Source organism: Nitrosopumilus piranensis (assembly GCF_000875775.1).
Classification (GTDB): domain Archaea; phylum Thermoproteota; class Nitrososphaeria; order Nitrososphaerales; family Nitrosopumilaceae; genus Nitrosopumilus; species Nitrosopumilus piranensis.
In genome coordinates this window covers 1,593,476-1,614,265 of sequence record NZ_CP010868.1, presented here as the reverse complement: position 1 = coordinate 1,614,265, position 20,790 = coordinate 1,593,476, and the positions used below count along the sequence as shown (strand labels likewise).

34 protein-coding genes and 1 tRNA gene are annotated in these 20,790 nt (G+C 35.0%); 25 read left to right on the top strand and 10 right to left on the bottom strand.

Annotation, left to right across the window (positions count from 1 at the left end; all coding sequences use genetic code 11):
* The 10 genes from NPIRD3C_RS09755 to NPIRD3C_RS09710 all read left to right on the top strand — a co-directional run bounded on the left by NPIRD3C_RS09755 (nucleotide 1) and on the right by NPIRD3C_RS09710 (nucleotide 7,487).
* Nucleotides 1-1,725, top strand: coding sequence for a B12-binding domain-containing radical SAM protein (locus NPIRD3C_RS09755; protein WP_148704193.1), 1,725 nt, complete (start codon nucleotides 1-3; stop codon nucleotides 1,723-1,725).
* 39 nt (nucleotides 1,726-1,764) lie between these two features.
* The gene (locus NPIRD3C_RS09750; protein WP_012215770.1) at nucleotides 1,765-1,947 is read left to right on the top strand and encodes a 30S ribosomal protein S30e; all 183 of its coding nucleotides are present in this window, start codon (nucleotides 1,765-1,767) and stop codon (nucleotides 1,945-1,947) included.
* 82 nt (nucleotides 1,948-2,029) lie between these two features.
* Entirely contained in the window at nucleotides 2,030-3,214 is a 1,185-nt protein-coding gene (radA, locus tag NPIRD3C_RS09745; RefSeq protein WP_148703958.1) for a DNA repair and recombination protein RadA, read from the top strand.
* 59 nt (nucleotides 3,215-3,273) lie between these two features.
* Nucleotides 3,274-3,888, top strand: a complete 615-nt coding sequence (locus tag NPIRD3C_RS09740; protein WP_160272933.1) for an HAD family hydrolase — start codon at nucleotides 3,274-3,276, stop codon at nucleotides 3,886-3,888.
* Between the two features lie 61 nt (nucleotides 3,889-3,949).
* Entirely contained in the window at nucleotides 3,950-5,005 is a 1,056-nt protein-coding gene (gene rlmN, locus NPIRD3C_RS09735) for a dual-specificity RNA methyltransferase RlmN (RefSeq protein WP_148703956.1), read from the top strand.
* 57 nt (nucleotides 5,006-5,062) lie between these two features.
* Nucleotides 5,063-5,362 (top strand): 50S ribosomal protein L21, encoded by a 300-nt coding sequence (locus NPIRD3C_RS09730; protein WP_141977723.1) that lies wholly within the window; start codon nucleotides 5,063-5,065, stop codon nucleotides 5,360-5,362.
* A gap of 2 nt (nucleotides 5,363-5,364) precedes the next feature.
* The gene (locus tag NPIRD3C_RS09725) at nucleotides 5,365-5,691 is read left to right on the top strand and encodes an RNA polymerase Rpb4 (RefSeq protein ID WP_148703955.1); all 327 of its coding nucleotides are present in this window, start codon (nucleotides 5,365-5,367) and stop codon (nucleotides 5,689-5,691) included.
* Nucleotides 5,692-5,711: 20 nt separating this feature from the next.
* On the top strand, nucleotides 5,712-6,278 hold the full coding sequence (locus NPIRD3C_RS09720) for a DUF655 domain-containing protein (RefSeq protein ID WP_148703954.1): 567 nt from the start codon (nucleotides 5,712-5,714) through the stop codon (nucleotides 6,276-6,278).
* Nucleotides 6,275-6,976 (top strand): ribosomal RNA small subunit methyltransferase A, encoded by a 702-nt coding sequence (locus NPIRD3C_RS09715; protein WP_148703953.1) that lies wholly within the window; start codon nucleotides 6,275-6,277, stop codon nucleotides 6,974-6,976. Before NPIRD3C_RS09720 ends, NPIRD3C_RS09715 begins: the two co-directional genes overlap by 4 nt.
* The gene (locus tag NPIRD3C_RS09710; protein WP_148703952.1) at nucleotides 6,954-7,487 is read left to right on the top strand and encodes a HemK2/MTQ2 family protein methyltransferase; all 534 of its coding nucleotides are present in this window, start codon (nucleotides 6,954-6,956) and stop codon (nucleotides 7,485-7,487) included. Before NPIRD3C_RS09715 ends, NPIRD3C_RS09710 begins: the two co-directional genes overlap by 23 nt.
* Here the strand turns inward: NPIRD3C_RS09710 and NPIRD3C_RS09705 are convergent, their stop codons facing one another.
* Nucleotides 7,488-8,519 (bottom strand): isocitrate/isopropylmalate dehydrogenase family protein, encoded by a 1,032-nt coding sequence (locus NPIRD3C_RS09705; RefSeq protein ID WP_148703951.1) that lies wholly within the window; start codon nucleotides 8,517-8,519, stop codon nucleotides 7,488-7,490. It abuts the gene before it with no gap.
* A 110-nt stretch (nucleotides 8,520-8,629) separates the two neighbouring features.
* Between NPIRD3C_RS09705 and NPIRD3C_RS09700 the strand changes: the two genes are divergently transcribed.
* From NPIRD3C_RS09700 to NPIRD3C_RS10785, 6 genes are all read left to right on the top strand, one after another.
* Nucleotides 8,630-9,388, top strand: a complete 759-nt coding sequence (locus NPIRD3C_RS09700; protein WP_148703950.1) for a metallophosphoesterase family protein — start codon at nucleotides 8,630-8,632, stop codon at nucleotides 9,386-9,388.
* Between the two features lie 59 nt (nucleotides 9,389-9,447).
* A tRNA-Ser gene (locus tag NPIRD3C_RS09695) sits at nucleotides 9,448-9,534 on the top strand.
* Between the two features lie 113 nt (nucleotides 9,535-9,647).
* A complete protein-coding gene (locus tag NPIRD3C_RS09690; protein ID WP_160272931.1) occupies nucleotides 9,648-10,406 on the top strand; it encodes a DUF432 domain-containing protein in 759 nt (252 codons plus the stop codon).
* A complete protein-coding gene (locus NPIRD3C_RS09685) occupies nucleotides 10,407-11,222 on the top strand; it encodes a mechanosensitive ion channel family protein (RefSeq protein WP_148703948.1) in 816 nt (271 codons plus the stop codon).
* A 112-nt stretch (nucleotides 11,223-11,334) separates the two neighbouring features.
* A complete protein-coding gene (locus tag NPIRD3C_RS10790) occupies nucleotides 11,335-11,496 on the top strand; it encodes a hypothetical protein (RefSeq protein ID WP_014963771.1) in 162 nt (53 codons plus the stop codon).
* Nucleotides 11,497-11,569: 73 nt separating this feature from the next.
* A complete protein-coding gene (locus tag NPIRD3C_RS10785) occupies nucleotides 11,570-11,740 on the top strand; it encodes a hypothetical protein (protein WP_182126032.1) in 171 nt (56 codons plus the stop codon).
* Here NPIRD3C_RS10785 and NPIRD3C_RS09680 read toward each other — a convergent pair.
* Complete coding sequence (locus tag NPIRD3C_RS09680) at nucleotides 11,737-12,555, bottom strand: SirB1 family protein (RefSeq protein ID WP_148703947.1); 819 nt, start codon at nucleotides 12,553-12,555, stop codon at nucleotides 11,737-11,739. The genes NPIRD3C_RS10785 and NPIRD3C_RS09680 overlap by 4 nt on opposite strands.
* 3 nt (nucleotides 12,556-12,558) lie before the next feature.
* Entirely contained in the window at nucleotides 12,559-13,755 is a 1,197-nt protein-coding gene (locus tag NPIRD3C_RS09675) for a hypothetical protein (protein WP_148703946.1), read from the bottom strand.
* Nucleotides 13,756-13,841: 86 nt separating this feature from the next.
* Between NPIRD3C_RS09675 and NPIRD3C_RS09670 the strand changes: the two genes are divergently transcribed.
* Nucleotides 13,842-14,708 (top strand): methyltransferase domain-containing protein, encoded by an 867-nt coding sequence (locus NPIRD3C_RS09670; RefSeq protein WP_148703945.1) that lies wholly within the window; start codon nucleotides 13,842-13,844, stop codon nucleotides 14,706-14,708.
* Here the strand turns inward: NPIRD3C_RS09670 and NPIRD3C_RS09665 are convergent.
* Entirely contained in the window at nucleotides 14,705-15,181 is a 477-nt protein-coding gene (locus NPIRD3C_RS09665) for a cupredoxin domain-containing protein (protein ID WP_148703944.1), read from the bottom strand. The two genes, NPIRD3C_RS09670 and NPIRD3C_RS09665, sit on opposite strands and share 4 nt — an antisense overlap.
* A gap of 89 nt (nucleotides 15,182-15,270) precedes the next feature.
* On the opposite strand from NPIRD3C_RS09665, the gene NPIRD3C_RS09660 reads away from it, so the two are divergent.
* Nucleotides 15,271-15,504: a hypothetical protein gene (locus NPIRD3C_RS09660; RefSeq protein ID WP_148703943.1), complete on the top strand. Its 234-nt coding sequence runs from the start codon at nucleotides 15,271-15,273 to the stop codon at nucleotides 15,502-15,504.
* A gap of 22 nt (nucleotides 15,505-15,526) precedes the next feature.
* On the opposite strand, the gene NPIRD3C_RS09655 is transcribed toward NPIRD3C_RS09660, so the two are convergent.
* Complete coding sequence (locus tag NPIRD3C_RS09655) at nucleotides 15,527-15,715, bottom strand: hypothetical protein (RefSeq protein WP_148703942.1); 189 nt, start codon at nucleotides 15,713-15,715, stop codon at nucleotides 15,527-15,529.
* A gap of 199 nt (nucleotides 15,716-15,914) precedes the next feature.
* On the opposite strand from NPIRD3C_RS09655, the gene NPIRD3C_RS09650 reads away from it, so the two are divergent.
* Complete coding sequence (locus NPIRD3C_RS09650) at nucleotides 15,915-16,094, top strand: hypothetical protein (protein WP_148703941.1); 180 nt, start codon at nucleotides 15,915-15,917, stop codon at nucleotides 16,092-16,094.
* 24 nt (nucleotides 16,095-16,118) lie between these two features.
* Here NPIRD3C_RS09650 and NPIRD3C_RS10530 read toward each other — a convergent pair whose 3' ends face one another.
* Nucleotides 16,119-16,262: a hypothetical protein gene (locus tag NPIRD3C_RS10530; protein WP_160272929.1), complete on the bottom strand. Its 144-nt coding sequence runs from the start codon at nucleotides 16,260-16,262 to the stop codon at nucleotides 16,119-16,121.
* A gap of 483 nt (nucleotides 16,263-16,745) precedes the next feature.
* On the opposite strand from NPIRD3C_RS10530, the gene NPIRD3C_RS11040 reads away from it, so the two are divergent.
* Genes NPIRD3C_RS11040 through NPIRD3C_RS10775 form a run of 3 tightly spaced genes read left to right on the top strand, consistent with a single transcriptional unit; the run spans nucleotide 16,746 to nucleotide 17,263 of the window.
* On the top strand, nucleotides 16,746-16,880 hold the full coding sequence (locus tag NPIRD3C_RS11040) for a hypothetical protein (protein WP_255464602.1): 135 nt from the start codon (nucleotides 16,746-16,748) through the stop codon (nucleotides 16,878-16,880).
* A gap of 42 nt (nucleotides 16,881-16,922) precedes the next feature.
* Entirely contained in the window at nucleotides 16,923-17,063 is a 141-nt protein-coding gene (locus NPIRD3C_RS10780; RefSeq protein ID WP_182126027.1) for a hypothetical protein, read from the top strand.
* A 32-nt stretch (nucleotides 17,064-17,095) separates the two neighbouring features.
* Nucleotides 17,096-17,263, top strand: a complete 168-nt coding sequence (locus NPIRD3C_RS10775) for a hypothetical protein (protein WP_182126026.1) — start codon at nucleotides 17,096-17,098, stop codon at nucleotides 17,261-17,263.
* Nucleotides 17,264-17,376: 113 nt separating this feature from the next.
* Here the strand turns inward: NPIRD3C_RS10775 and NPIRD3C_RS09645 are convergent, their stop codons facing one another.
* Complete coding sequence (locus tag NPIRD3C_RS09645; RefSeq protein WP_148703940.1) at nucleotides 17,377-17,817, bottom strand: hypothetical protein; 441 nt, start codon at nucleotides 17,815-17,817, stop codon at nucleotides 17,377-17,379.
* Nucleotides 17,818-18,166: 349 nt separating this feature from the next.
* Nucleotides 18,167-18,676: a Dps family protein gene (locus NPIRD3C_RS09640; protein WP_148703939.1), complete on the bottom strand. Its 510-nt coding sequence runs from the start codon at nucleotides 18,674-18,676 to the stop codon at nucleotides 18,167-18,169.
* 137 nt (nucleotides 18,677-18,813) lie between these two features.
* On the opposite strand from NPIRD3C_RS09640, the gene NPIRD3C_RS09635 reads away from it, so the two are divergent.
* Both NPIRD3C_RS09635 and NPIRD3C_RS09630 read left to right on the top strand, forming a co-directional pair.
* Complete coding sequence (locus NPIRD3C_RS09635; RefSeq protein ID WP_148703938.1) at nucleotides 18,814-19,005, top strand: hypothetical protein; 192 nt, start codon at nucleotides 18,814-18,816, stop codon at nucleotides 19,003-19,005.
* Nucleotides 18,998-19,309 carry a hypothetical protein gene (locus NPIRD3C_RS09630; RefSeq protein ID WP_148703937.1) on the top strand — a complete coding sequence of 104 codons (312 nt, stop codon included), beginning with the start codon at nucleotides 18,998-19,000 and terminating at the stop codon, nucleotides 19,307-19,309. The genes NPIRD3C_RS09635 and NPIRD3C_RS09630 overlap by 8 nt, the downstream gene beginning before the upstream one ends.
* 4 nt (nucleotides 19,310-19,313) lie before the next feature.
* Here the strand turns inward: NPIRD3C_RS09630 and NPIRD3C_RS10910 are convergent, their stop codons facing one another.
* Together NPIRD3C_RS10910 and NPIRD3C_RS09620 are read right to left on the bottom strand one after the other, a co-directional pair.
* Complete coding sequence (locus NPIRD3C_RS10910) at nucleotides 19,314-19,634, bottom strand: hypothetical protein (RefSeq protein ID WP_237087662.1); 321 nt, start codon at nucleotides 19,632-19,634, stop codon at nucleotides 19,314-19,316.
* Between the two features lie 73 nt (nucleotides 19,635-19,707).
* Complete coding sequence (locus NPIRD3C_RS09620; protein WP_148703936.1) at nucleotides 19,708-20,370, bottom strand: uracil-DNA glycosylase; 663 nt, start codon at nucleotides 20,368-20,370, stop codon at nucleotides 19,708-19,710.
* Between the two features lie 144 nt (nucleotides 20,371-20,514).
* On the opposite strand from NPIRD3C_RS09620, the gene NPIRD3C_RS11035 reads away from it, so the two are divergent.
* Nucleotides 20,515-20,649, top strand: coding sequence for a hypothetical protein (locus NPIRD3C_RS11035; protein WP_255464600.1), 135 nt, complete (start codon nucleotides 20,515-20,517; stop codon nucleotides 20,647-20,649).
* Nucleotides 20,650-20,790 lie beyond the last annotated feature (141 nt).

The following is a 20,790-nucleotide window of genomic DNA, read 5'->3' as shown; positions in this document are numbered from 1 at the left end:
ATGGTAACTCCAAAGATCGTTTTAACTGCTGATCGTACACTAATGTCGCCATATAGGGGATTGTCTCTTGCTACATTTTTTGGATGTGCCCCTGCTTTAGACCCTAATAGAGACCCAAAGAGTATTTGGTATAAAATTCTTGGAAAACAAGTAACTCCAAAAATTCTGTTTGATTTTATCTGTAATTATATTCCACATACAAACGGAGTTGCAAATTATGCTCCATATGGACTAAGAAAATTAGAGGCCGGTTTGCTACGAGATGGATTTAGTAGACAAGATGTTGTTGTTGCCCATCCGGACCATATTGAAAAATTCATTGGGCCTGAAACACAAGTTGTTGGAACATATGAGATGGATCCACTTGGAATGGGTCCTGTAACTATGACTTTTACTTATGGTAGAAAGCAAATGTCTTATGATGAGTATTACAATACTGAACTACATCATAGAATCAAAGCTGCCAAAGCTAAAACTGGAAGTAAGGCCAAAGTAATTTCTGGTGCATCTGGAACTTGGCAATATAATTATGATCCAGAAAAAATTGAAGAATTTGGAATTTATGCAATCTTGGAAGGCGAACTTGGTGGTATTGCACCTGAAATTGATGGACATGCTGGTAGGTTCTTCAACTATTTGATTAACGGTGACTTTGAAAACATGGATCCTTTCAGAAAGAGAAGTGACTTTAAAGTTAACATTAAAGAATTTGAAAGAAACGGCAAAAAACTTCATGGAAGATTTGTTAATTTCTGGGATAGACCTGACTTGGAAGAGATTCCAGACATTATAGAGCCAAGTATGCATGGAATGATTGAAGTTATGCGTGGTTGTGGAAGAGGATGTAAGTTTTGTGATGTAACACTAAGATCACTACGATACTATTCTCCTGAAAAAGTCAAAAGAGAAATTGAAGTTAACATTAAGAAAGGTGGTTCTAAATCTGCATGGGTTCATAGTGATGATATTTTCGTTTATGGAATGGATCCCCGAACTGCAAAAGGAATGGAACCAAACAGAGAAGCATTAGAAGAACTATTTACTGCAATCATGTCTACTGGTGTTGAGCACACAAATCCTACTCATGGTACATTGGCAGGAGCAATTGCTGATGAAAAACTAATTCCAAATCTATCTAAAATTATGAAAGCAGGGCCTGACAACATGATTGGTGTTCAAGCTGGATTTGAAACTGGAAGTTTGAGACTAATTGGAAAATATGCTGATAGAAAACTTGCACCGTACTCTCCTGATGAGTGGCATTGGGTTGTAAAAGAAGGTGTAAAGACCTTAAACCAAGATTACTGGATTCCTGCATTTACTTTGATTATGGGACTTGACAATGATGAACAACCAGAGGATTCATGGGAAACAATTCGTTTAATCAGTGAATTGGAACGAGAGCAACCTGAATCTATGTTTACTGCTACTGCCCTGACATTTGTCCCAATTGGTTTACTTGAAAAATCTGATTTCTTTAACATTGGAAATGAAATGACTCCTGCACAATTGGGTGTTTTATACAAGACATGGCAACACAATTTCAAGTATGGTATTCAAAAATTCATGACTAAGACTGGCTCAAAAGGGCCACAAAGATACTTCTTTAATGCCATAGCAAGATCTCTTGGTGGTGTCCCATTGGGTGCTATGGAAAGATATGCACGCAGAAAGAGCAAAGAACATGAACAAGTCATCGAGACTGTCAAGAACAAGTACTGGTAGATTCCAAATACATAAATTCGTTAATTTGTAATGTAGATCATGGCAACTCACGGTTCACTTACAAAAGCAGGCAAAGTAAGAGGACAAACTCCAAAGGTAGAAGGACGTAAAATTGTAGGTACAAATTCTAGTCTTAGGAATAAGAGTAATTTCAAAAAGAGATTTGTCTTGGGTAGATTTCCTGGTCAAAACAAACCTGGACAAAGAAGAAAGAGACGATAGTCAATTTTTCTAAAATTTTGTCACTTTACGATCATTTTCTAAAACAATACTCTTATAAAGTACTGGTACCGTACCATACGGTATGGTAGAAGATTTAAGATTAGATAGTTTAGAGGGCGTAGGTCCTGTAACTACAAGAAAATTATCCGATGCAGGTGTCCACAACGTCATGGATCTCATCGTTAGGGGTCCAGTCGAAATTGCAGAAATAACTGGAATGGAAAAGGACACCGCTGAAAAAATTGTCAATAAAGCCCGTCAGCATTTAGTTGATGGAGGATTAATTGCAAAACACTTTACAAGTGCAAGTGAGATTTACAAGCACCGTCAAAGTATTGGTAAAATTACAACTGGTACAAACTGTCTTGATACACTATTTGATGGTGGTATTGAGACCCAAGCACTAACAGAAGTTTATGGTGAATTTGGTTGTGGTAAAACACAATTTGCTCATACAATGTCTGTTATGGTTCAAAAAACCAAAGAAGAGGGTGGTCTTGAAGGCAGTGTTTTGTATATTGATACTGAAAACACTTTCAGACCTGAAAGAATCGTATCTATTGCTCAAGCTCATGAGATGGATCCAGAAAAAGTTCTAGACAACATCATTGTTGCACGTGCATATAACAGCGCACATCAAACATTGATTCTAGAAGAAGCTGGACCAATTATTGAAGAAAACAACATTAAACTAATTGTAGCAGACTCTGCAGTTGGATTGTTCCGCTCTGAATATCTTGGAAGAGGAACACTATCTAACAGACAACAAAAACTAAATCACTTTGTTCATCTGTTATCTAGAATTGCAGAAACTTACAACTGTGCTGCAATTGCAACAAACCAAGTTATGGCATCTCCTGATGTCTTCTTTGGAGATCCAACTCGTCCAATTGGCGGAAATGTAGTTGCTCATACTAGTACCTACAGAATCTACTTTAAGAAATCTGGCAAGAAACGAATTGCCCGAATGGTGGATAGCCCTCATCATCCGGAAGAAGAGGTAATCTTTGCTCTAGGCGAAGCAGGTGTTATAGATCCTGAAGATGCTGAGAAAAAGACCAAAAAGACTACCAAAAAGACAACCACTAAGAAGGCAAAAGAGCCTGAGGTGGAATCAACAGTAGAAACTCCAGAAGAATCTACAGAAATTCCTGAAGTAGAAACAACTGATGAAACACCAGAAGTTGAGACTACGCCAGAAGTTGAAACTGTAAAAGCACCTCCAGTAGATGCTGAAACAGATGATTCAGAACCTGTAGAAGAGTAGAACTCTCTACCTTCCTTTCTTTTGAAATCTATGAATATTCCTTTAATGATAATTTTGTTGTGACTAAGATCAAATGTATTTTGTTTGATATTGGAGGTGTCTTAGTTGATTGGCACATGTCATGGATAACTTCTGAAGTTTCAACACGATTTGATATCAAAGAAGATTTGATCATTTCTGCATTTGATAAACATCTACCTGAATTAGATTCTGGAAAAATTAATGAATCAAATTTTTGGCGTAAAATTGCAATTGAAACTAAATCTGATTCATTGAAAAACACTAAAGAATCACTTTGGGATACCTACTTTCGAAAAAATGCTGTACCAAAAACTGAAGTAAAAAAATTCAGCGTTGATTTGAAGCAAAATGGATTTACTATTGGAATAATCTCTAACATTGAAAAAGTAACTCATAACATTGTAAATGATTGGAACATAATATCTCATTTTGAATACCAATTCATGTCATATCAAATTGGCTTATCAAAACCTGACCCTAGAATTTATGAACATGTAATTCAAAGGTTACCTTATTCTGTAGATGAAATATTATTTATTGATGATAAACCATCTAATGTTGAATCTGCAGAAAACTGTGGTATGTCATCTATTCATTTTAGAAATTTAGATGATTTACAATCTGCTTTGAATCAATTAGAAGTTAGAATTTAGCCTCAATTTCAACTCTACATACTAATTAAATTATAATATCATTTGATTAACGAAGTTAATCATGACAGATCTTTATCGATTACTACCTGAAGAAATGGAAAAACTTGTGATTGATATGGGATATCCAAGATACAGAGCAGATCAAATTCTGCTTCCACTATATTATAAATTTCCAAAAAGTATCAATGATATTCCACAACTTCCAAAAAAATTAAGAGAAGAACTTACAGAGGCTGGATATACAATTGGTTCAGCAAAAGAAATTCATCGTGTTGTAAGTGAAGATGGTGATACTACAAAGTTATTGTTAGAATTATCTAATTGCTCTTCAGTTGAAACTGTTTTGATGCAGTATGAGCCAACAAAAATTGGTGGTCATCCAAGATCCACAATCTGTGTTTCAACACAAATTGGATGTGCAATGGGGTGTGTGTTTTGTGCAACTGGGCAAATGGGATTTGAAACAAATCTCAAAGCTGAACATATTGTATCTCAAGTAATTCATTTTGCTGAAATTTTAGAACAACGAGGAGAACATGTTACAAATTTAGTCTTTATGGGAATGGGTGAGCCAATGGCAAATTATGATGAGATGATACGTGCTGTAAAAATTTTAACACATGATAGAGGCTTTGGATTGGGACAAAGACATATCACAATTTCTACTATTGGAATTACATCTGGAATTGAAAAACTAGCTGAAGAGAATTTACAAATTGGCCTTGCTATTTCTCTTCATGCACCAAACAATGAGTTACGACAGAAACTTGTTCCAACTGCTGGACCAAACTCAGTTGAAGACATCATAGAATCAGGAAAAAATTATTTTAAAAAAACTGGACGCCGTGTCACTTTTGAGTATGCCTTGATGGAAGGGATTAATGACTCTCCAGAAATTGCGACAGAATTAGCACGACTATTGTATGGAAATGGATCTCACGTAAACATTATTCCTATCAATCCTACAGCAGGTGATTTTAAACGTCCTTCAGATAATAGAGTATTGGAATTTGAGCGAATTTTACAAAAATCTGGTGTAAATTGTACTGTCCGTGTTGAGAAAGGAACTGAGATATCTGCTGCTTGTGGACAGCTCAGAACTGATATTATTGGCTAAATTTGGCTGGAATCCTTTCTAAGTCTTAAAATAGGGCTTTCGAAGGTTTTACACTACATGGCAACTAAGAAATCTTCTGGTCGTTCACATGGATTTAAACACAAATCTAGATCAGTTATGAAGAAAAAGTCTCCTAGAGGCGTTTCATTCCTGTTACGTGAATACAAAGAAGGTCAGCAAGCACTTGTCATTATTGATCCTAGACAGCACAAGGGATTACCTCACAGACGATATCATGGAAAAGTTGGTATGATTACAAATGTAGGTAGACGTGCTATCACTCTAGATGTAAAATTAGGAGAAAAATCGAAAACCTTAATCACTAGATTGGATCACATAAAACCATTCGGTGTATAATTATGGAAGAAGTACAAAAGAAACAAGCTATTTCTCTTTCAGAAGTTAAAGAAATCTTAGGTAAAGTCGATCCTGAAGATATGGATCAAATCCAACGTTGGACCTATGATTATGTTTCAAAATTTGTATCAATTGATCCTAAAAATGCAAAAGAGATGAAGAAAAAACTCATCAAGGAATGTGAATTAACAGAAGATGAAGCTGTTGAAATTGTCAACATTAGACCAACAAGTATGGCAGAATTACGTTCTTTCACGTTTGGTTGGAAAAAATTAATTCTTGCTGAAACTCTAGAAAAAATGCTCAATATAATCAAGGAGCACTCTTAATTTCTTAGGAGTATTTTATTTTGTATAGGGCACAATCCCCACCTAGAAAGTATGAGGAATATGCATACGTTCTAGATTTTAACCCCCGTGGAAAATCATCTACTGTAAGAGGAAGAGAAGGAATAATCATTACTGGAATTGGTGAGGATAGACTAACAATATTGGAAATTCTTGGAGTAGCAAATTCTACATTTGAAGTTGGTGAGAAAATCTATATCGGAAAAGAAGGGCGAACCAAAGTTCAATCTGTTTTAGGTAAAATGGAATATGATAAAATATCTTCATCTGCTCAAAGTGAATTACAAAATGTTGTGGAAAATATTGTAACTGAGAATGAATCAAAATTTGTAGAATACCTAAACAAAGCACAACCTCTAACTCCTAGAATACATGCATTAGAATTGATTCCAGGTATTGGCAAAACATACATGAAAACAATGTTAGAAGAACGAGAAAAGAAACAATTTGAGAGCTATGAAGATTTGCAAGAGCGAGTTGGATTCAAAGAACCAATTAAACACATCACAGAGCGAATAATGGATGAAATAACTGGTGAAAGTAGAATGAATCTCTTTGTTAAGAGATGATAAAGAGAAAATTACTCGGACAACACTTTCTCAACTCAAAGGAAATTGCAGAATCTATTGTATCTGAGGCTAAAATTACAAAAAATGACATTGTTTTAGAAATTGGAACTGGATTGGGCATACTTACTCCATTATTGTGCAAAAAAGCAAAAAAGATAATTTCAGTTGATGCTGATCAAAATCTTATCAAAAAAGCACGAATAGAATTTTCAGATTTTGAGAATCTTGTGTTAAAATCAGGAGATGGATTTAAGACAAAGGACTCTTTTTCTATTTTTGTCTCAAATTTGCCATACTCTAAGAGCAAGGATGCTATAGAGTGGTTGGCTCAATGCTCATTTTCTCATGGAATAATAATGGTCCAAAAGGAATTTGCAGAAAAACTTGTTGCAAAGTCAAAAAATAGAAGGGCAATAAGCATTATTGCAACTTATGCATTTGATATTGAAAAAATATCTAATGTCAGAAAGAATAATTTTTCACCGCCTCCAAAAGTTGATTCTGTAATTCTAAAAATAACAAAGAAAGATAATATGGACAAGAAACTAATTTCTACAATTAATGAGATCTTTTCATACCGAAGAAAGACTGTAAAAAATATTCTAAAGCAATTCAACAAAGAAACTGTAATAGAGAAACGTGTTGATGACTTGACAGGAGATGAAATAGTAAACCTTGCAAAACAAATCCTCAAATGATGAATATCCTCCATCTGAGGATACCTTTTTCATTGCAAACAATATTGAAAATGAAAAAGGAGAATATGCGCTAGACATTGGAAGTGGTTCGGGATATCTTACAAAATTGTTGACTGAAAATTTTTCTTTAGTTGTTGGAACTGATATTAATTGTAATGTATTACAACATCAAAGCTCATACAAAACACATAATCTAATTTGCTGCAATGCCTCAGATGCATTAAAAATAAAATTTGATTTTATTGTGTGTAATCTTCCTTATTTGGCAACTGATGAAATTTTAGATGTTGCTACTGATGGTGGCGCAGAAGGATTTGAGATTCCAAAAAAGATCTTTAATTCTGCCTTGAAAAATCTTAAAGAAGGTGGCAAGTTTGTCTTTGTTACGTCATCTCTTTCAAACTATCAAAAACTCATAGATTACGCACAAAAACTAGGTTTGAAGACACGAATTATAGCAAAAAAGAAACTTTTCTTTGAGGAACTAATTCTTGTAGAAGCAATTAACTAATTATTTTCTTAATTTTTCTTTTGCATATGTGATAATTGCATCAGTCATTTGTGTTGTGGATGCATTACCGCCAATATCCCATGTTACTGCCTTTCCTTCATTAATCACTTGTTCTGTTGCAGCAAATATTGCGTCTCTAACTTCTCGCTCTCCTAGATAATCTGCCATCCAAGCTCCTGATAGAACTGTTGCAGTTGGATTTACTTTGTTTTGTCCTGCAAATTGTGGTGCACTTCCATGTGCTGCCTCAAACATTGCATAATTATCTCCAATGTTTGCAGAATAAATCAATCCAATTGAACCTACAAGTGCTGATGCAAGTTCTGAAATGATATCCATGAATAAATTGGTACTAACCAGTACTGAACCATCAAATTGCTCAGTTGCAATTACCATTTGTTGTGCCATATTATCAATGTAAATTTCAGACAATTCAATATCTGTTCCCTCAACTGCCTTTTGTGCCTCATCCCAAAAAATCCCATCAGTTTGTTTTAGGATATTTCTTTTTGTAATTGCAACCATCTTTTTCATGTTGAATTTGTTTGCCCAATCTACTGCTGAATCAATTAATCGTCTACTCCCATGTCTTGTAATTTTTCTAATTGCAATTGCTGCATCATCTGTAATTTTTGCTTCTACCCCTGTATAGAGACCTTCAGTTGCTTCTCTAAAACATACGCAATTAAGCTTTCTATCTGGAGTTAATCTATCATAAGTTTTAGTTGGTCTGATGTTTGCATAAAGATCAAATTTCTGTCTTAATGTAACTGCAACACTTCTAGGTGCACCTGGAACTGGAATTGTAGTAGTAGGACCCTTAAAACAACAGTTTGACTCTTCTAAAATCTTCATTGTTGCATCTGGAATGTATGATGCATCTTTTCTACCGTTTTTGTCCCATTGTTCTGAGCCTGCCTCACAGAGAACTAGTTCTGACTGAAAGTTACATTCCTTGAGAACTCTTAGCATTGAATCTACAACTTCAGGTCCAATACCATCTCCTTTCATTACTGCAGCTTTTTTACTCAAAACTGCAAGTTTTTGAGGAGTTTATTATTTAATTCTACCTTGATTGAAAATGATTTCTACATGTTATCTATAGAGATGATTTAATAGCTATTTTTGTAAAACAGTCTTTAATGATAATAGTTCAAATCTCTGATCTGCATGTGGGATCTCAATTCCTAGAAGAAAAATTCAACATACTAGTCAAAGAAGTTAATGAACTCAATCCAGATGTAATTGTAATCACTGGAGATTTGACAAACGAGGGATTGATGAAAGAATATGAAAAATGTAAATCTCTATTAGATAAATTCAACACAAAAAAAATTATCGCAATTAGTGGGAATCATGATTACAGAAACACTGGTTATCTGCTATTCAAAAAGTTCTTTCCGTTTCAAACTGTTAATGAATTAAGTGAAGATGTAGTTTTGGTAACTGTTGGTACTGCCAGACCTGACAGAAACGAAGGGGAAGTTGGATATAGACAAAATCTTTGGCTTGAGAGAACTATGAAAAAATACAAAGATAAGATAAAGATTGTTGCAATGCATCATCATCTAATTGCAATTCCTGATACTGGTTCTGATCAACTTACTGTAGTTGATGCCGGTGATGTACTAAGAACAGTACTTGATTCCAAAGTTGATGTTGTATTATGTGGCCATAAACACAGACCATGGGCTTGGAACTTTAGAACACTAACTGTTGTAAATGCGGGTACTGCTACCTCTGAGAGAGTTCGTGGATTATTTGAAAACACATACAACATTTTAACAATTTCCGACAAAAAGGTCCAAGTTGATCTAAAAATTGTAGGTGGAAAACGTGTTCCAATTGATGAAATTGTGAACAATTACAGCCAATTTCATGACGAACTAGACAATACTTGAGTTTTAAAAAATTCATACAAAGTTTGACTTATTTACAGATTAATTCTAGCCATCTTTGTGCGGGGATCGCCTAGCCTGGTAGGGCGTGGGATTGCTAATCCCATGTCCGCAAGGACACGGGGGTTCAAATCCCCCTCCCCGCGCCATTAACATCTGTGAGTTGATGTCAAGAATTCTGTACTTTGAAAATTTTCTAAATTATAAAATAAAAATCACATTGTGAATACCTTATTAGTGGTTTCATTCACTTTGCATGGATATGACTGACAAGTTTTCAGATTATGGGAAATATGTAATCTCAGAGAAGCTTGACTTGGAACTTCCAAAAACACAGATACACTTTTCACGAAAACAAGATGGAAGACTCTCATATCATAGAATAGACTCTACAAATAATGAAATTAAAAAATCCCTTTCACCTTCAGATTCAACTGAAATAGAACTATGTCCAGTATTACCACTACATCTTCCAGCAAAGAAAACACATGATCTTATCTTTCTTAGATTAGAAGAATCAATATTTGTAGAAAAGAATTCAACTGCTAACTTTTTGATTCAGTTTCCAATTGAGATTGGGATTTTTATTCTAAATTCTGAGGATAAATCTAAGGAACTTTTTGACTGCTTTACATGTGAGCCTATGCATTCTAGATATGCACTGTATGGTACCCCCGAAAATGGTAGTCTCTGTATGTATTCTAAGGTAAAATTGTTAGAAGGGGATGAATCTTTTCCATATATTTATGCTAAAATGAGAGTTGAGCTAAAAAATAATCTCTCCCATGGCGTCTCTGTTGGAAAGCTAGTATTTCCAATTACCTCACATACAATATACTATTCAGATAATTCCGAGGTTCACATTGATGACATCAAAGGAACTATACGAGAAGACACAAACAAAGAGATAATTAAAATTAAAAAAGTTGATTATGATAAAAAAGATAAAGATCTGCAACATGTGATATATTCTGAAAATCAAGATATTGGCACATTTGTAATGGACAAGGGGTTTTCTTAGATGGTATTAGAAATTCTTGACACTCAACTAACTGACGGACTAACCATTTGGAGTCTGCTGGTAATTGGAATCATAGTATTTGCAGGTGTAATTGTTGCAAGAATTGCTCGAATGATCTTCAACAAGAAATTTGCACCAACCATGTCCACACATTCTGTAAAGACCCTCAATAAACTGATCTATTATGGAATAATTGTAATCTTTCTTTTTGCTGCAACTGCAAGTCAAGGATTTGATATTGGTGGATTGGTAGTTGGCGCAGGATTTATGGGAATTGTAATTGGATTTGCAGCTCAAACAGTTGTTTCCAATATGATTTCTGGGGTATTCTTGCTAATTGAAAAACCTGTCAAACAAGGAGACACTGTTGAGGTAGTAGGAGATAATGTTACAGGTAAGTTAATTGACATTAACACATTTTCTTCAAAAATTCAGCAATTTGATGGAACAGTTGTACGTATTCCAAATGAAAAGATGTTTACATCTAATCTTAGAACATTTGATCTTTCTGAAGTTCGTAGAAGTGAGGTAACTGTAGGAATTGGATATGGTGAAGATATAGACAAGGCAATCAAAACTATCAAAAATGCAATTGAAAAAAATGTTGTTTATTCATTAATGGAACCTGCCCCTCATTTCTCAGTATCTGAACTTGCAGATAATAGTGTCAACATTTTAGTTCGCGTATGGCATCCACGTGATGATTTGCTAGAAGTAATGCCCACTTTACTCAAAGTAATCAAAAATGCCCTTGATGCTGAAGGCATAGAGATCCCATTCCCTCAAAGAGTCGTATGGGATGGAAAAGGAACTTGATTCTTTCCTGTTAATTCCTAATTCATAATATCGCCCTCTAATAGTGAAAAATTCAAGGCGTACTCTCATATCCGCCGTTAAAACTTAATAGACCGATTCAAGATGTTTACTTATGGGACGAAGAAAAACTCAAAAAATTATACGCACAGGTCCTAAGAATGCAACAACTGGAATGTGTCCCGTTTGTAAAACAATTGGTAAGATTTTCATCCTTGGTTCTCCTGGTGAAGAGCGCGCAAAGTGTGAAAAATGTCGCCAAGAATTTGAATTATAGTGCAAAAAGCTTACCTGCCCATCAAAATATTTACCCATAACTTTTTAAGACAATTTTTTCTTGATACATAATCATGAGTTCAGAAGCTGAAACCATCTATGAAAGAGTTGCAAAACTTGAAGATGAAATTGCATTACTCAGAAGTGAAGTCGATATCCTCAAAAGAGCATTGAGAAATAAAATTGCTCGTCATGAAATCTCAATGATTAAGAGAGGACAAGACATAGATTCTATTATTGATTAATTTTTTGTCTTTATACCTCTAATCAATTCTAAAATAAAATCTACATCTTCGGCATTTGGATTAATCTCCAAATATTTATTCAAATATTTTAATGCGCTTTCATAATTTAGTAGTCGTTCTTCTAATATTCCCTTATCTCTAATATCTTCAGGAGATTCTGGTTCTATTGCCAAGACCATGTTAACACAACGTAGTGCTTTGTCATAAACAAAAGACTGAACATAGGAGTTCTTCAAATTTCGTGTTAGTCTTACTAGAATTTGTTCAGGCCTAATCTCATCTAGGAATTCTGGTTTAAATTCTACCTCTCCTCCAAAATTTGTGTCAAGAATCTCTTGCAAGTCATCAATGTCTAGTAATCGACCATCATAAAATGGATCTAGTATCATCTCTTCATTATATTTTACCAAGATATGGCTGGGAAATCCTACAATTTTTAGATCCAATCCAATAAACTTTGCAACTTCTGCATAAAGAATGGAAATAGTGATTGGAAGACCTGTCTTTTTATCTAGTACTTCGTTTAGAAAATTATTCTTTGGATTATAGTAATCATCATCATCTCCACTATATCCTAGATTCTCAAAGAGATGCTCATTTAACATAGAAATCAGATATGTTGGATTTTTTACATCACTTACTGACTCTTTTAGAGACATTCCCATCTTGTTGATCTTTTCAATATACTTTTCAATCTCTAAATCTGGATATTCTAGAATCTGTGCAAATTTGAGGCACTTTTCAACTAGGTTAAAGTTTGGATTTTTTACAAATGCATACCATTCTGCAACAAATGGATCAAAGTCTTCTTGCAATTGTTACTGGCTCAACTTGTCAAGGTATAGTTGGGGATCCTTGAGTTCTCTGGTGTTTGGGGGAATTTCAATGATTTTTTTGAACGTATCTGAGCCTAATTTTTCATATACTGTCTTTGTAAAGTCCTTGCCCATGCTCTTTCTAACCTGATATGATGAAATGTCCGTTCCCATGAATGTTGTAAGATAATTTTGGAAATCTTGGTCATCTTTTAGGATATTTTCAATTGCAAATCCTGCCATGCCTTCCATTGCAGTAAATACTGCATGGTGATGCTGGATTGGTGCAAGCCATCTCTTGTAAATATCTAAGAGCTGTGGAATCGCTTCTTTTATTTTTGGATCCATCTCTACATGTGTAAATGTCATAACGTCAGGGCCAATCTGCTCAATTAGGAAATGGTCTGGATTCAAAAAGAAAAACAGGTTTGCCCTTTTTGCAAACGGGAAATCATCTGGTACTGTTTGAAGTTGGCAATATTCTGCAAGCATATTGACAGTTTGAGTATCAATCTTTAGGATAATTCCTGCCAACTCTTCATTAATCTTATTTACCTGCATTGCAGCTTCTTTGTTGATTTGATGTAACTTTTCTTGTGTGGAGTGGATTAGTTCTTCTAATACTGCCATCTTTATTGCACCCATGTACCCAGAGTTTACATTCTCAAATCTTGATTCGTATGGCTCTCCTTGTTTGTGTAAAATAATTTGTGGATATCTTGATAGAATGAATTTATTGAGATAAATCACGTCATTAAGATAGTCTCCATATGTTGTAGTGATTTTAGAAATGTATTGAATTGCATATGTTGAATATACTAAATATTTTGCCGTGTCTTGCTTCATTAGTTCTGCAATCTTTTTTTGATCTTCTTTTGCTACTGCATTAAATAATTCCCTTACAAACTCTTTTGATTCGTTATCTGCAAAGACTTTTTCTCCTTTGAGTCTCTTTAGGTCTTCAAGCTCTGGAAATTCTAGTTTGATGTTATCAGATACATCTACTCCAAGAAACTCTTTGATCTTTGTCTTAAATTCTGGAATTACTCTATTTGCAATTTCCTCAATATCTTCAAACTCCACCTTGCCTGCCAAGTCTTCTTTGGCCTTTACTGCGAGCCCAGAAATCTCTTTTTCCTCATCAATCTCTACTGATAACTGCCCAAAAAGTGCCTCTGCAAATTCTTCAAACTCTCCCATTTTCAAATCAAATCGTCGATTACTACATTTAACATTATCTTGGTTTTAGATCAAAGAAATATAGTTTGTAATAATTGATTTCTCATATGCTTCAATCAAGTCTTGAATTTTTGAGATGTGTGCGATGTGGAGCAAAGCTTGAACTTGATGTTTTTTTGTCTGAAAAAGAAATTGTTGAGGGAATGCTAGAATGCAAAAAATGTAAATTGAAATTTCCTATAATACACAAAATTCCAATTTTGTGGGATGACTTTGCCAATTATCTTTCTTCACGACGAATCTTGGGAGGAAAACTGTACAATCTTGTTTGCTCCCCAAAACTCAAGAGTTTTGTAAAATCTTCTTTGAGTAAAAAAGAAAATGACAGGAGCAACCTTGAAGAGAAATGGTCTAAAATTTACCAAAACAGCAAAAACTCCAAATTTTATTTTGAAGTAAAGAAAAATCTAGATGCTTTACCTTCATCAAAACTTGTCTTGGAGCATGGTTGCTCTATTGGAATAACTACTAATCATTTGGCTGATTCCAATGAGATGGTATTTGGTTTGGATCGTTCCTTTAGTGCATTAGACATTGCAAAAAAACATTTCAAAGAAAACTTGGATTACTTTGTAGCTGATTCACTTTGTCCTGTGTTTGGAAAATTACAGTTTGATTTAGTTTTGGCTCTAAACGTTTTAGAAATAATTGAACCAAGAGTCTTGCTAAAATCAATATCAAAACAGATCACTAAAGGCCATTTTGTAATCTCTGATCCATACGACTTTGATAGAGGTCCAAATTCTGTGAAAAATCCCATTAATGAATCTCTTTTGCGCATAAATTTGACAGATTTGGGATTTAATGTTTTGAGTTCTACAAAAAAACCATCCTTTATCCCCTGGAATCTGAAACTCAATCCACGAGCTACTCTAAACTACAAAGTAGATTTCGTAATAGCACAAAAATCCTAAATCAGGTCTTTCCAGATTCCTGTGAACTCATCACTTGGTACAACTGAGAAAATTTTGATTTTGCCTAGTGGTTCTAGATACTGCCTCTTGTCATAGTAGGTAAATTCGCCTTCCTTGTCTGGATAAATTGTAATGGTGTCTTGCTCTCCTGGCTCTAACAAGTCAGTTTGAACGTTAAAACCGTCAATGTATAATCTGTGATGTGTGGTTCCATTGTTAATTACAGTCAAGACATAAGCAAATGCTGTACGAGAAATTAGCGTTGGGTTGTCATCTCCTTTGACTCCCTTTATTGCTTTGATTTGGGTTTCACCACCTACCTCTTGGAATACTACTGTCTGCTCTACTTTTTCAGTCCAAAAAATCGACACATGTCTGACATTTCCTTGTCCGATAAACCCAATCATTACTGCCAATCCTATCATTCCTGCAACCAGTCCTGCAATGATCAAAATTTTGTCATTTTGTTTCAATTGTGTATATTTGGTCTTTCTCATTTAAGAAACTAGATGAAAATATCACAAGTGATAAGACTTTATTTGAGAATTATTCCATTGGAATCATGCCTCTTTTTTGCAAACAATGCGAGGGTAGAAGATACCCAATATACAAGGAATCCGACAAGGGTACGCTGTGGCTTTGCAACAAGTGTCAAAATTACACAGATAGTGAAGACGTGATTATTCGCGAGCAGACAGAGCAAGAACGGACAAATGTCAAGGCAAAGGCAGACGAATTTGAAAAGACATCAAACTTTCCAGCAGAAAAACTATCTAGAAGAAAGGGCGTAAATTAAAAAAAAGAAATAGGAGAAAATCCTAAAACTCTATTACTGAACCTGCAGCAATTGTGAACTTTTGATTTTGCTGTTCCCCGTGAACATCATACCATTCAACGTTGAGATTTACTTTGTTTCTGAGTGCAGACTCTACTGTAATGCAGCTTGCTTGTCGTAGTCTGTCTTGAATTGATTTTTCTGAAATTGGTTCTTCTTGTGTTTTTGTCATGAATGGTTTCTAGCAGTTGGGATTTAGCCAAAAGAGTAAAAATTAATTTTTGATCGCACAATCTATTTTGACAAACTATATTCTGGTTTGGAGTTGTTGTAATTTGTCTCGAATGATAGGTAGTTGTTAATCAATTCATACAAAAAATTCAAATCTATCCAAAAAACATACAATAGACTCCTACACCAAATATAGTATCATGGGATTCAAGGACTTGTTTGTTGGAGGAAATGCTGGAAACATTCCAATCAAGGTAAAGTGTACTGGGTGCCAGAGAATTACAGTAGTAAAGATTCCATCTGACAAGCCATTTGAGAAATGGAACGAAAAGGCAAAGTGTGGCCAGTGCGGCGCTTCAAGCTGCTGGGAAAAAGTTTGATTTATTGTATCTTTAACTAAAATTCTAATCCAGGGGTAGTCTGCGAAATTTTTCAGCCAATCTGTCTAGTATCTTTACATCCACTTTTCTCTCAGATGGAATGAATTTTTTTCTAAGACCTGAAATCGTATCTTCAAAAATTTCTGTTCTTTCTTTCTTTGTTATCATGTATTAATTGACAGTTCATTGCATTTAAGCAGGACAAACATCTTGGGCGCCAATACGCTTAAGTTTGTATTTTCTTATGCGATTTATGGCAAAACTATCTGATAAACAATCTTGTAATGATGAGGCCCATTTATGGACAAAGAGAGACTACGTGTAAAAAGTGGCAGAAGCAAGGGCTGCAGGGACTGCCTTAGTCATAGGTGTTTTCCTAATAGTTGCATGTGTGATTGCCACAAGTAATAATTTTTGACTGCAAGTATGTCGTTGCTTGGGGCATTGGTCTAATTTACCAAGCAAAAACATACTGTACAATCAGGATTCAAGCCTGCAAAGGTAGTAGGCTTTGCAGGATTCTTGAATAGTACAAATTACCATTTCGCATATTTATCCATACTCCAAATTTCCTGTATTGATTTTTTTTAACTAAAATCTACACTCTTTGCCTTTTCACAATTAATATTGAAACCAACCTGCGTCATTTCCATGAATCTCTTCAAAAAGAAGCAGGAAGAGCCTGGTCTTGTCTGCAAGATATGCAAGATGGAGTTTAATGATCCTCAAAGAACAATGAGGCACATGGTAAAGGCTCATTCCAAACCACAAAAGGCAAAAAAGTAAGACTATCAAAAATCTTAAGTTTTTGTGCCTTGTAGAAATTTTATGCCATGTTTGAGATGCGATGGCAAGGGAAAAATCAGAAACGAGTTTGGCATGTGGGAAAAATGTGAATCTTGTCAGAAACAAGAGATGACTTTTGAGAGCGTTAATGCACAACCTGACACCAATGAGGAAGGATTCTAAATTTTTAAATTGAGAATTTTTCTAATAATTTTATGGACTCTGAGAAATACGAAACACTAACCATTCCATCAAAGGTTAGAGAGGGAGTATTTCATAAAGTAGTCAAAGATATCAAGAGCGGAAAGGCAGTGTCATGTTCTTGCAAGTGCTGGAGCAAGGGAAACAAGGCATGTGCTGCCATGAGAAGTGTTGGAGTTTGAAATCTGAGAAAGGAATTTGTTTATATTATTAACAAAATTCATGAAAAAATCACAAGAAAACTAATCTGGTTAAAAAGAAAAATTGGATCATGCCATTGATCCAACTATTAGAGTTATGCTCTAATTTGTTTTACTAGTTTTGCATGTATGCTGTCGACATTATCGGCAGTGATGTTTACACCAAAGTTTCTGCACTTGTTTTCCTTTATGGTCTTGTTAACGTCTACAGTCACCATACTCGAGTCAGAAGTTACTATGATTTTGGCATAGCGTAATGGCTTGTCTCCTGCACACAACTTAAATGCATACAAGTGATATGTCCCATTAAACTCTACATAGAGTTCCTTTATGGATGCACGTTCAATGTTTACTTGTGTCATTGCAAAGGCTGTTGGAAGCAGCATTAATGCTAGAACCAATGCTACTACAATAACACCTATGACAAAGTCAGTTGATGTGACAAACCTGTAAGCAGGCGTCAAAACTTTGTAACGGACTTCATCAGTGTTGTGTGGTACATGTTTTTCAAAACCATGTAAAATATCATAAATCATATCGATTCACCTTCTAGAGTAATTCCATAAAGAAACAACTAAAGAGCAAAACATAGATTGTAATAAATCACTGTTTAGACTATTCTCAATTGTTTCTAGATGGATTTTTTTCTGTTTCCTCCAAAACCACTTTAGCAAAACAAGCAATTAAGATCTGCATGAATTGATTTGATACTAAATGAAATCAACTGGAACCTATCTTAATTATTACAAACACTATAGACCAGTAGTGAATTCGTGATAAGAAAGATGTATTATCTTCTAATGCTATACAGATCTGCCTTCACTTGAATTCACTTTAGAGATATGAATCCAAAGTAATTAAATTATTTATAAAAATAAAAAAAGATTAGGATGTAGGAGCTGTTGCACGTAGCATCCAAAGCATTTTTTCGTGTTGCTCCATTAATCCTGTCAAAAAATCGCTTGTTCCCATATCGTGGAAACTCTTGTCAGATTTTTCAAGATCCTCTCTCAGATTTCTGATAATTGATTCCTGGTCTGAGACAAGATTGGCAAACATCTCTCTATCTGTAGGGTATTGACCAGGATGCTCTGGTAGCCTTGCATGTGACTTTAATTCATCAAGTGTAGCAATTGCTTTTCCTCCAAGTTGTCGAATTCTCTCTGCGATATCATCAATTATGACTTCGATTTCTCCATATTGACCTTCAAAGAATTTGTGATAGTCATTAAAATGCGGACTAACCACATTCCAGTGATAGTTTCTTGTTTTTGTATACAGGACATACTCATCAGAGAGCAAGGAAGTAAGTATACTGACTACCCCTTCTCTGTCTTGATCAGCAATACCGATATTGAGATTTTGTTCTACTGCTGTTTCATTTATTTGTGCCATTAGTGGGATTTTTCGTTTATCATATTTAACATGGTGATAATATATTTAATAGTGCTAACTTTTTTTTATTTTAATTATTTTGATATCGAAAAATGAATTACTAAAGATTAATTTTGTATTGTAACTAATCCAAACCATTGGATAATCTAGATAATGCACGACATGATCACCAGAAAAACAAGTCTGATATTGTAAATTTGGTAAAGCAGATGTTTGCACAAGACAAGTGGGGCGACCAAGAATACAAAAAGGCACTAATTGATTTGGTAAACAAAGACGAAAAACTAGTTGCAGAAGTTGCCAGACTACTCAAAGCAAGACATGAGTGAGAAAAAACTACAGCAAGAAGACTGCAACGAAGACAATCTTGGTCCTGGGATACTGACTCTAACTACCACGAGAATTGCATTTGACAAGACAAAGTCTCGTGTAATGGATTTCTCAAAAAGCATGGGAGAGACACTGCTTGATATTCCCTTATCTGATATAGTGAGGACCTGGAGGGAGGGGCTGATCATGAAAAAGGCATGCATCAGTGTTCGTACCAGTAGCGGAGAGAAAGTCTACAAGTTTGGGGTGTTCAACGTTGGTGGATGGGTTGATGGCATCCAAGACGCAATAAACGAATTGTAAAAAACTAGCTTGTCGGATTCATCAGTGCAGCTCTTTCTTTGAGCTTTTGATCAACTAGTGCATTGACATAGTCTCCAGACTTTCCTTGGCAATTTCCAATGTTTACTGCATATCCATCAAGTGTCTCTGCAATACAACCGTTATCTGTAATTGCTATTATCTTGACTAGCTCTATATTCTCATCTGGTGCGACATAAAACATCAGATATGCCAAAAGTGCCAATCCGATACCTGCAAGTACTGCTGCAATTGTTATAATTGATTTGGAATTTGATTTTTTCATTTTTTTATTTGGGATTGCTGACATGTATTGTTTATGCGCCATACAAATTAGAGTGGAATGACTCTTTTTTTAATTTGAGAATTGTAGCATTAATTTAAATTTGAAATTTGCGTGACTATCTAGCTAGTTTTTTTGCCTTTTTGAATACTGCATACCAGTCACTCCAAGACAGTCTGCCTGTCTGTGTGTTTTGCTTTGATGGATGATAAGACGTGATTACTGTTATGGTGTTGTAATGAAATGTCTTGTTGTGTCCAAACTTTTCTGGCTTTACTTGGAGTAACTTGCATGTGGGATCATATGCTATTTTTCCAAGACATAGTATGGTTGTGACGTTACCTAGTATCTGGAGTTCTTGCTCAAGATATGGGTGGCAGTTTTGCATCTCCTCTTTTGTTGGCTTGTTTTGTGGAGGTGCGCATCTTACTGCAGCTGTAATGTATGCGTTATTTAGTACCAGTCCGTCATTGGTGGTCTGAGAAATTGGTATATTTGCAAACCCTGTCTTGTGCATTACTTTTGCTACCCAGTCACCTGATGAATCACCTGTAAACATTCTGCCTGTTCTGTTTCCGCCGTGCGCTGCAGGTGCCAATCCTATTATGAGCAGTTTTGCCTTAATGTCTCCAAATCCTGATAGTGGTCTGCCGTAGTATGATTCTTCTTTGAATCGCCTGACTTTGGTTTTGGCAACATCTCTGATGTATGTAGATAGTCTTGGGCATTTTTGACAATCTTTGATCTTTTTGTTTAGAGTTGTGATTGTTTGTTTTCTCACTGTCTGCTCCTGTTTTTACTGAAATTTCAATCTATAACTATGCAACTTTTTTGATTTTTTGCAATCTAGTATAAAAGAACAATTATTCATATCTGACATTTCGCTTTTGGAATTGTTCTCATGCTAGTATGATGTAGTAATAGTATGGCGCAAGTAGAAAAAATTGGAGGATCCGTTGAGATTGTACATCTATCATTGCAATCATACACTCATATTCCATTAAATGACGATGATTATTTGTGGAATGTAAGCGCAGTTAATCTGATGTTTCAGGTTTAGACTATCCTGCAGTTGTAGTGCCATCTGTCTTTGCTGATCAATTTTCACTTACGATAAATTCACCATAAAATATTTAGTTCTCCTGCAATTCAATGTAAATTAGCTAAAGCCTAGAATTACATCTAAAATTATAATTCTCTT